At 42.1% G+C, this 7,027-nt stretch carries 6 protein-coding genes and 1 pseudogene; 4 read left to right on the forward strand and 3 right to left on the reverse strand.

The window, feature by feature from the left end:
- Positions 1–1,460: molybdopterin-dependent oxidoreductase (locus Q0C19_RS09880; RefSeq protein ID WP_295055571.1), on the reverse strand; the 1,460-nt coding region annotated here is incomplete at its 3' end.
- A 547-nt stretch (positions 1,461–2,007) separates the two neighbouring features.
- On the opposite strand from Q0C19_RS09880, the gene Q0C19_RS09885 reads away from it, so the two are divergent.
- The 3 genes from Q0C19_RS09885 to Q0C19_RS09895 are packed head-to-tail and all read left to right on the forward strand — an operon-like array spanning position 2,008 to position 4,931.
- Positions 2,008–3,300, forward strand: a complete 1,293-nt coding sequence (locus tag Q0C19_RS09885; protein ID WP_295055561.1) for a hypothetical protein — start codon at positions 2,008–2,010, stop codon at positions 3,298–3,300.
- Positions 3,301–3,309: 9 nt separating this feature from the next.
- Positions 3,310–4,179: a zinc ABC transporter substrate-binding protein gene (locus tag Q0C19_RS09890; protein ID WP_295055563.1), complete on the forward strand. Its 870-nt coding sequence runs from the start codon at positions 3,310–3,312 to the stop codon at positions 4,177–4,179.
- Positions 4,167–4,931 (forward strand): metal ABC transporter permease, encoded by a 765-nt coding sequence (locus tag Q0C19_RS09895; protein ID WP_295055565.1) that lies wholly within the window; start codon positions 4,167–4,169, stop codon positions 4,929–4,931. Before Q0C19_RS09890 ends, Q0C19_RS09895 begins: the two co-directional genes overlap by 13 nt.
- A gap of 289 nt (positions 4,932–5,220) precedes the next feature.
- Here the strand turns inward: Q0C19_RS09895 and Q0C19_RS09900 are convergent, their stop codons facing one another.
- Together Q0C19_RS09900 and Q0C19_RS09905 are read right to left on the reverse strand one after the other, a co-directional pair.
- Positions 5,221–6,120 (reverse strand): type IV pili methyl-accepting chemotaxis transducer N-terminal domain-containing protein, encoded by a 900-nt coding sequence (locus tag Q0C19_RS09900; RefSeq protein ID WP_295055567.1) that lies wholly within the window; start codon positions 6,118–6,120, stop codon positions 5,221–5,223.
- Positions 6,121–6,777, reverse strand: coding sequence for a Crp/Fnr family transcriptional regulator (locus tag Q0C19_RS09905; RefSeq protein ID WP_295055569.1), 657 nt, complete (start codon positions 6,775–6,777; stop codon positions 6,121–6,123).
- Positions 6,778–6,902: 125 nt separating this feature from the next.
- On the opposite strand from Q0C19_RS09905, the pseudogene Q0C19_RS09910 reads away from it, so the two are divergent.
- Positions 6,903–7,027 (forward strand): annotated as a pseudogene (locus tag Q0C19_RS09910) (GTP 3',8-cyclase MoaA); the annotation flags it as partial.

The raw sequence follows: 7,027 nt of genomic DNA on the forward strand, positions 1-7,027 counted from the left end.
CGATGATCCGGATTCATAACGACCATATCGGCAGGAAGACGATGACTAAATGTCCCCACTTCACGTGCCGTACCGCAGGCGGATGGCTGACCCGTAAGTGAGAATGCACCGCTTCCCGGTTTAGCTTGTTTTCCGAGAAGGAAATGGATCATATACGCTTGTTCGTTGACCCATGTACCACGGGTATGCTGATTGAATCCCATTGTCCAGAAAGTGAGACATTTACGCTTTTGCTCGATGTAGAGATCGGCCATTTTTTGAAGTTTTGCTTTGAAATCTTCAATGCTCTCATCGGGGTCACCTTTGGAAACATGCGCCGTATAATCAAGAGTATAAGGAGCGAGCCCTTTTTTGAACTCTTCAAACGTAATCTTCCAATGTTTATTGGCATCATTGGTGTTTTTCATCTCAAGCGTATCACCCGCTTTGTAGCCCAAATAGCCTAAGCTGACACCCTCATCGGCGGTGAGAACTTTCGATTTTTGCTTGGCGGCAGTATCGAGTTCGCTTTTTTTGTATTTTGGATGATGAATATCTTCGCGCAATCCGTAACCGATATCGACGGGACCGGTAGCAAATATAATGTATTTGTTGACAAAATCCCAATCGATCGCTTCAGGATGGTTGTAAACGATCTCACGGGCAATATAGTTAAAAATAGCTAAGTCGGTATTAGGCTTAAAGATGATTTCAACGTCTGCAAGGTCCATTGTACGGTGTTTGTACGTTGAGAGAACAACCACTTGCACTTTATCGGGATTACTGAGCTTGCGATCCGAAACACGTGACCAGAGAATAGGGTGCATCTCCGCCATGTTAGAGCCGAATGCAACGATAGTTTCGGCGAGTTCGATATCATCATAACAGCCCGATGGTTCATCCGCTCCGAAAACGTTCATAAATCCGGTAACGGCAGATGCCATACACAAACGGGCATTCGGATCGATATTGTTGGTACGGAAACCTGCTTTCATCAGTTTAAGAGCAGCGTTCCCTTCTAAAATGGTTTGTTGCCCTGAACTGAACATGGCGATACCGGTCGGCCCTTTTTCTTTGAGGGCAGATTTGATCTGTACTTCCATCTCATCGAATGCACGTTCCCAGCTAATCGGTTTAAATTTACCGTGCTTGTCAAACTGCCCTTTATCGTTCATCCGTAAAAGGGGTTGAGTCAGACGGTCTGCACCGTACATAATTTTGGCATTGAAGTACCCTTTGATACAGTTAAGACCACGATTGACAGGCGCGAGCGGATCGCCTTTGACCGCAACGATACGATCGTCTTTGGTCGCCATCATAATTCCGCAACCGGTTCCGCAAAAGCGACATGCCGCTTTATCCCAGCGCCATCCTGCCTGTGCTTGATTCGATGCAGCTTCTACACTTGCAGGAACTGCCATACCAATGGCTGTTGCTGCGGAAGCAGCAGCAGCACTTTTTAAAAACTCTCTTCTATCCAATGACATTGAATCCTCCTTAATGAAATCACGTTCAATCCATGCCGTTAAACGGACGGACTCCTTAAGATTTCCTTATGCTATGAAATAACTCATGCACTTCAAACATTGTAAAGTAAATCGAAAAAAAAGTATTTGACCTAAGTCAAAAAGAAGAAGGAAAGAGAAGTCTATTTCATTAACATCTTTGCGATATATTCATTTAAATAACTGAGGTTATAATCGCATCATGAAAAAGGTTCGATTGCGCTTAGTCTTAATATTGTGGTTTATGGCATCAATGAGTATTGCCAATGCTCACATTCACCATGACACAAGTGAACATACGCAGTGTATAAAATGTATCACGCATGATTTGTTAGACGGTGGCAATGCCCCAATTGAAGAGCCTATCCGTTTTTATTTGCCTCATTATAATTCCATAATCCAACCTGATTTTACGATAATACAAGAGCGTATTTATATCTCTTTCGATGCTCGCGCTCCTCCCTTTTTATAGTCTTTCACACAATAAAATCATTATTATTTTTATACCTATATTGGAGAACCCATGGTCAAAAAAACCGTACTCTCCCTCGTATGTACAATGGCGTTATTCGCCGGTGATACTGAGGTTGAGCAGTTAAAAAAACAGATGGTGCAACTGCAAAAGCAATTGCTAGAGATGCAGCAGCATATTCAAACGCTGGAAATGCAAGCGATAAAAGAAGAAGCTCCTAAAGAAGAATCCCTTGAAACGATGGCGTCAACACAATCATCGTCGATTACAACATTGCTTCCAGATATCGCATTGATTCTAAACGGCGGCTACACATCACGAAATGTCAGTAATACCAAATACACCAATGCCTCGATTCCAGGATTTATCGATTCAGGTGATATGGAGATTCCGTTTAATGCAAAAGATGGTTTCAATCTCAACTACGCCGAAGTGGCAATGAGTTCAACGGTTGATCCGTATTTGGATGCAAGCGCAATTTTCCATATTCACGGAGATGGGACGATGGAGGTTGAAGAGGCCTATTTTGTTACTCGTGCACTTGATTACGGTCTACGATTCAAAGCGGGAAAATTTAAAAGTGCTTTCGGACGGGTGAATGAAAAACACCATCATGTGTGGAACTTTGAGGATCAAGAATTAGTGAACAATGCACTTTTCGGTCCTGACGGTCTCGGCGGTGAGGGGGCACAGATTCAATGGGTGGCTCCAACACCGTTTTATCTAATGGCAGGATTTGAGCTCTTTAACGGCAATCCAGAACAAGGTTTCAGCGCAAAAGAATCTGCTTCCACCGCTGTGGGATATGTGAAAACCAGTGCCGATATCGGAGATGCGACGCTCTTGGCGGGACTCAGCTATGCACAAGGCAAATCAGAAGTTCAATCACTTGACGGATCAGGTGCTCCAATACCGGATAGTTTTACCAATTATGGTCAGACACGCATTTATGGAATTGATTTGACACTTGAATATCCGCTTGAAGGATACGGGTCGTTGATTTGGCAGAACGAATGGATGCAGCGCAATAAAGATGTTGATAGTTTGACCCAAAAACAGTCAGGTTATTACAGTGAACTACTCTATAAGATCGATGAAAACTGGGCAACGGGTATTCGCTATGACGATATTTATAAAAACCGTACCGGCGATCCTCTAACGAGTATTGATAACTTGTATCGCACCAGTGTCAAGCTGGAATACAAACCGTTTGAGTTCTCCCGTTTCCGCCTCCAATACAATCAAGATCATTCGAAATATATCGACGATCAGGCAAAAACAATTCACGAAATTATGCTCAACTACACATTAGAACTTGGCGCTCACGGCGCTCACGCATTTTAAGGAAACCAAATGAAAAAAATATTTCTTGCACTCTTGTGCTCACTACCGATGTTCGCATCGGTCCATGTTGCTGCGGCATATCCTTATATCGGGGAACTGGTCAAAACTGTTGCCGGAGGTAAAGTTGAAGTGAGCGTTATCGCCACTGCATCTTCGGATCCCCATTTCGTCATGCCACGTCCCTCATACATCGGGGTATTGCATTCAACTGATTTATTGATTCTAAACGGAGGTGGTTTGGAAATCGGATGGATTCCTCCGCTCTTGGCACAAGCCAACAATGCTAAAATCATTCAAGGTTCAGAAGGGTATCTGGATCTTTCAAAATACGTTAAAATGATCGAAAAACCTGCTTCCCTGAGCCGTTCACAGGGAGATGTTCATGGTGAGGGTAATCCCCATTATGCCCTCGATCCCCATATCATGCCGATACTGGCAAAAGTGATTATGCTCAAACTCTCCGCTATGGATCCCTCAAACAAAAATGTCTATCATTCCAATTATGATGCCTTTGCAAAACACTGGTCGGAAAAACTTATACAATGGGATGCCGAAATGGCTCCGTGTCGTAATACGCAAGTTGTCCAGTACCATGAACTTTTTAATTACTTTTTTGCCCGTTACGGTATTCGTACCGCCGCGACCATTGAGCCGTTGCCGGGGATTTCACCGAGCTCTAAACATACGATGGAAGTGATTAGCCAAATTCGCACTGATAAAATTCCATTAATTGCTCAAGATGATTACCATGAACCAAAAACTGCGCTGTTCATAGCCGAAAAATCAGGTGCTAAAGCGGTTATTTTAGCTCATGATGTCAGGACCGGTTCATTGGATAAATGGTTTGATACCGTAGTAGCACAAACATGCCAGCGTTAGAGATTTTATGGCCTGTTTTGATACTGGCCTTTATCCTTGTCGGAATCCATGCAATATTCGGACTTGAAATTATTCGTCGCGGGGTCATTTTTACCGATCTCGCAGTCGGGCAGATCGCAGCAGTCGGTATTGCAGTCAGCAGCGCTTTTTTTGAGGGGAAATACCAAATCCCTTTAAGTCTGGGCTTTGCCCTTTCGTGCGCTTTGCTTATCGCGTATGCCAGTCAAAACAGCCGCCATATCGAGGCATTTATCGGGTTGTTGTATGCACTGGGAGCTTCTTCGGTGATGATTGTTCTAAGTGCAGGCAGTGAAGGGGATGAGCTTTTTAAACGTTTAATGGCGAATGATATTTTATTTGTTATGAACGATGAGATACTGAAAGCGGCGGGAGTATATGGCATTATCACATTGCTCTATTATGTCGCCTATCCAAGACTCAATGGATTTTTAAAAGAACTTTTTTTCTTTTCGCTTTTGTCGGTAATGGTGACGACGTCCGTTCCATTAGCGGGTGTATTGGTGGTCTTTACTCTCCTAATTGCTCCTGCGCTTGTGGCATTGCTGCAATATCGTTTCAAACCATTACTCTTTGGATGGATATACGGATGGATTTTTGTGACATTGGCATTGGTGCTCTCTTATCATTACGATTGGCCGACAGGATACAGCATTGTTTTTGTCGGGACATTGATAACGCTGACAAGTGTTTTATGGCTTGAAAAACGTTATCAAAAAAATAGAAAAATTTAAAGGTCTTAACCAATGAAGATACAAATAATAGGGTTTGCTTTAATGATAAGCACAATCTTGTCTGCTAATCAAATCTCCTTTGATAGTAATATCACAAAAGGCAATATTAGCGAAAAAGGCTCTCAGAATGAGACAAATGTGCAGCAAGCACACTTTACAAATAAATGTCATAAAGGGTTTGGTAGATACAATTCATATCACAATAAATGTCTCAAATCAGTGGATAGAAATGTAACCCTTTCTAAAGTTCAAGGTCGAAGTCACACATCTAGCTAGTCATGAAACGCTTTTAGGCGTTTCGAATAGCGTTGGCAGTTTGGAGATTATTTTTAAGTTTTTTTAGACGCTGCGCAGTATGATGAAGCTCTTCACTTACCTGTATCATCATATCTTCACTTTGTTCTAACAGCTCTTCGGTTTCGGGTGCCGTTCCAATAAGAATTGCCGTTGCGGCTTCACTCTTTTCGACCGCTTCAGTAGCGTTTTGGATCGCTTCTTCGACATTATGTAGGAAATATTCGATATGGGCACACGCAATATCAAGCTCGTTACCCCTCGGCTTTCCGATATATTCATTACCGCTGATCGATTTTGAGTGCTCCAAAAATTTGTCAAAATTTCGTTGGATTTGTAAAGTTGTCCGTGCCATGTAGAGGATAACTCCAAACGAAATCAATGCTAAAAGAATCTGAATCCGATGGGCGACAATCCGTTTTTCCATCATATATTCTTCGTATTGGGTTACCGCTTTATCCATCAAGACCAAGGTACGGTCCCCATCATCGTAAATCGTTTTAAGATCGAAAAGGTTATGGTCTCCCTGCAAATAGCGATCGATCAGGCCGCCCATCCGATTCCAGTGGGCATACACTTCCATCATCGTTTTTTCGATTTCTTCGTTCGAAAATCCTTGATATTCCGAGGTAGCGGTACTAAGCTGCTTGAAATTGCGGTCAAACTCTCCCCGAGCCGATTGGAGCCGTTCATACGCACCTTCTTCATCCAAAAGCAATCTATGGAGTTCAAGGACGGTGCGTTGAGAGAGCATACGTTGCTTTCCGGCCGTATTAATAACTTTGGCATCGAATTTTTGATCCGAATTGAGCCAAATATCGACCAATATAATGGTTATGAGATTAAGAGAAAGAATGGCAACGATCCAGCGTATTTTGGTTGAAATAGATTGCATCTAGAGTCCTTCGTTGAAATATCGTGTCAGTTCTGCACGTTGTAAAACGACCGTTTTATGATCTTCTTCCATAATCAGCTCTTTACGGATAAATTTAGCCAATACCCGAGAGAGAGTTGCAGGCTGAATATTAAGCCGGTATGAAATCTCCTGTTTTTTGAGCCGATTGTACAAATCCAGATGGTCATAAAGCATTTTGGCTACTTTCGCAGTAACGTCATACACCATCCCCATACTAATCATACAATCGACTCTTTGTTTTTGATCCGCCAGGATATTAACTAAATTGATTAAGAGAGACAGATCGGTTTTAACTACCTCTTTAAAAAATTTCAAATCGAATGATACCACACGGCTTGGAACCAAAAACTCTATATTGCTAAAACAGCTGATGGTATGGCATTCCAGCGAACCGATATCGGTTAGAAGCGTTTGTCCGGAGAGAGTATACAAAAATATTTCATTATCGAAGCGATCCACTTTATAAAGTTTGACTTCCCCTTCAACCAAAAAATAGACGCGATTAATATCATCCTCTTCATACAACAAAATATCGGATGCGTTGTAGGATTTGAATTTAGCGGTTGAAGATAATAAAGATAATTTTTCAGGGTCACAATCTTTAAAAAAGTCAAGATTCTCGAGCACTAATGTCATAGTCAATCCCTTAGCATTAAAAGTTTATAGTAACGAAAAGCCTCAATATGGTTATTGATGTAAATCAAGAAGTTGCCCTAGAGAATCGGCTACTATTGAGAAATCGATAAAAATGAGGATCCTTTATGTTACGAGATCGTTTTGACCGGAAAGTCACCTATTTGCGCGTATCGGTTACGGAGCGGTGTAATTTTCGTTGCCGCTATTGTATGAGCGAAAAACCCTTTAGCTGGGTACCGAAAGAGAACCT

It is taken from the genome of Sulfuricurvum sp., from assembly GCF_023250475.1.
In the GTDB taxonomy this organism is placed as follows: domain Bacteria; phylum Campylobacterota; class Campylobacteria; order Campylobacterales; family Sulfurimonadaceae; genus Sulfuricurvum.

What these genes read in the sequence shown, in the direction of transcription:
- Q0C19_RS09885 (WP_295055561.1), top strand. Translation starts at nt 2,008, where the DNA reads ATGGTCAAAAAAACCGTACTCTCCCTCGTATGTACAATGGCGTTATTC.
- Q0C19_RS09890 (WP_295055563.1), top strand. Translation starts at nt 3,310, where the DNA reads ATGAAAAAAATATTTCTTGCACTCTTGTGCTCACTACCGATGTTCGCA.
- Q0C19_RS09895 (WP_295055565.1), top strand. Translation starts at nt 4,167, where the DNA reads ATGCCAGCGTTAGAGATTTTATGGCCTGTTTTGATACTGGCCTTTATC.
- Q0C19_RS09900 (WP_295055567.1), bottom strand. Translation starts at nt 6,120, where the DNA reads ATGCAATCTATTTCAACCAAAATACGCTGGATCGTTGCCATTCTTTCT.
- Q0C19_RS09905 (WP_295055569.1), bottom strand. Translation starts at nt 6,777, where the DNA reads ATGACATTAGTGCTCGAGAATCTTGACTTTTTTAAAGATTGTGACCCT.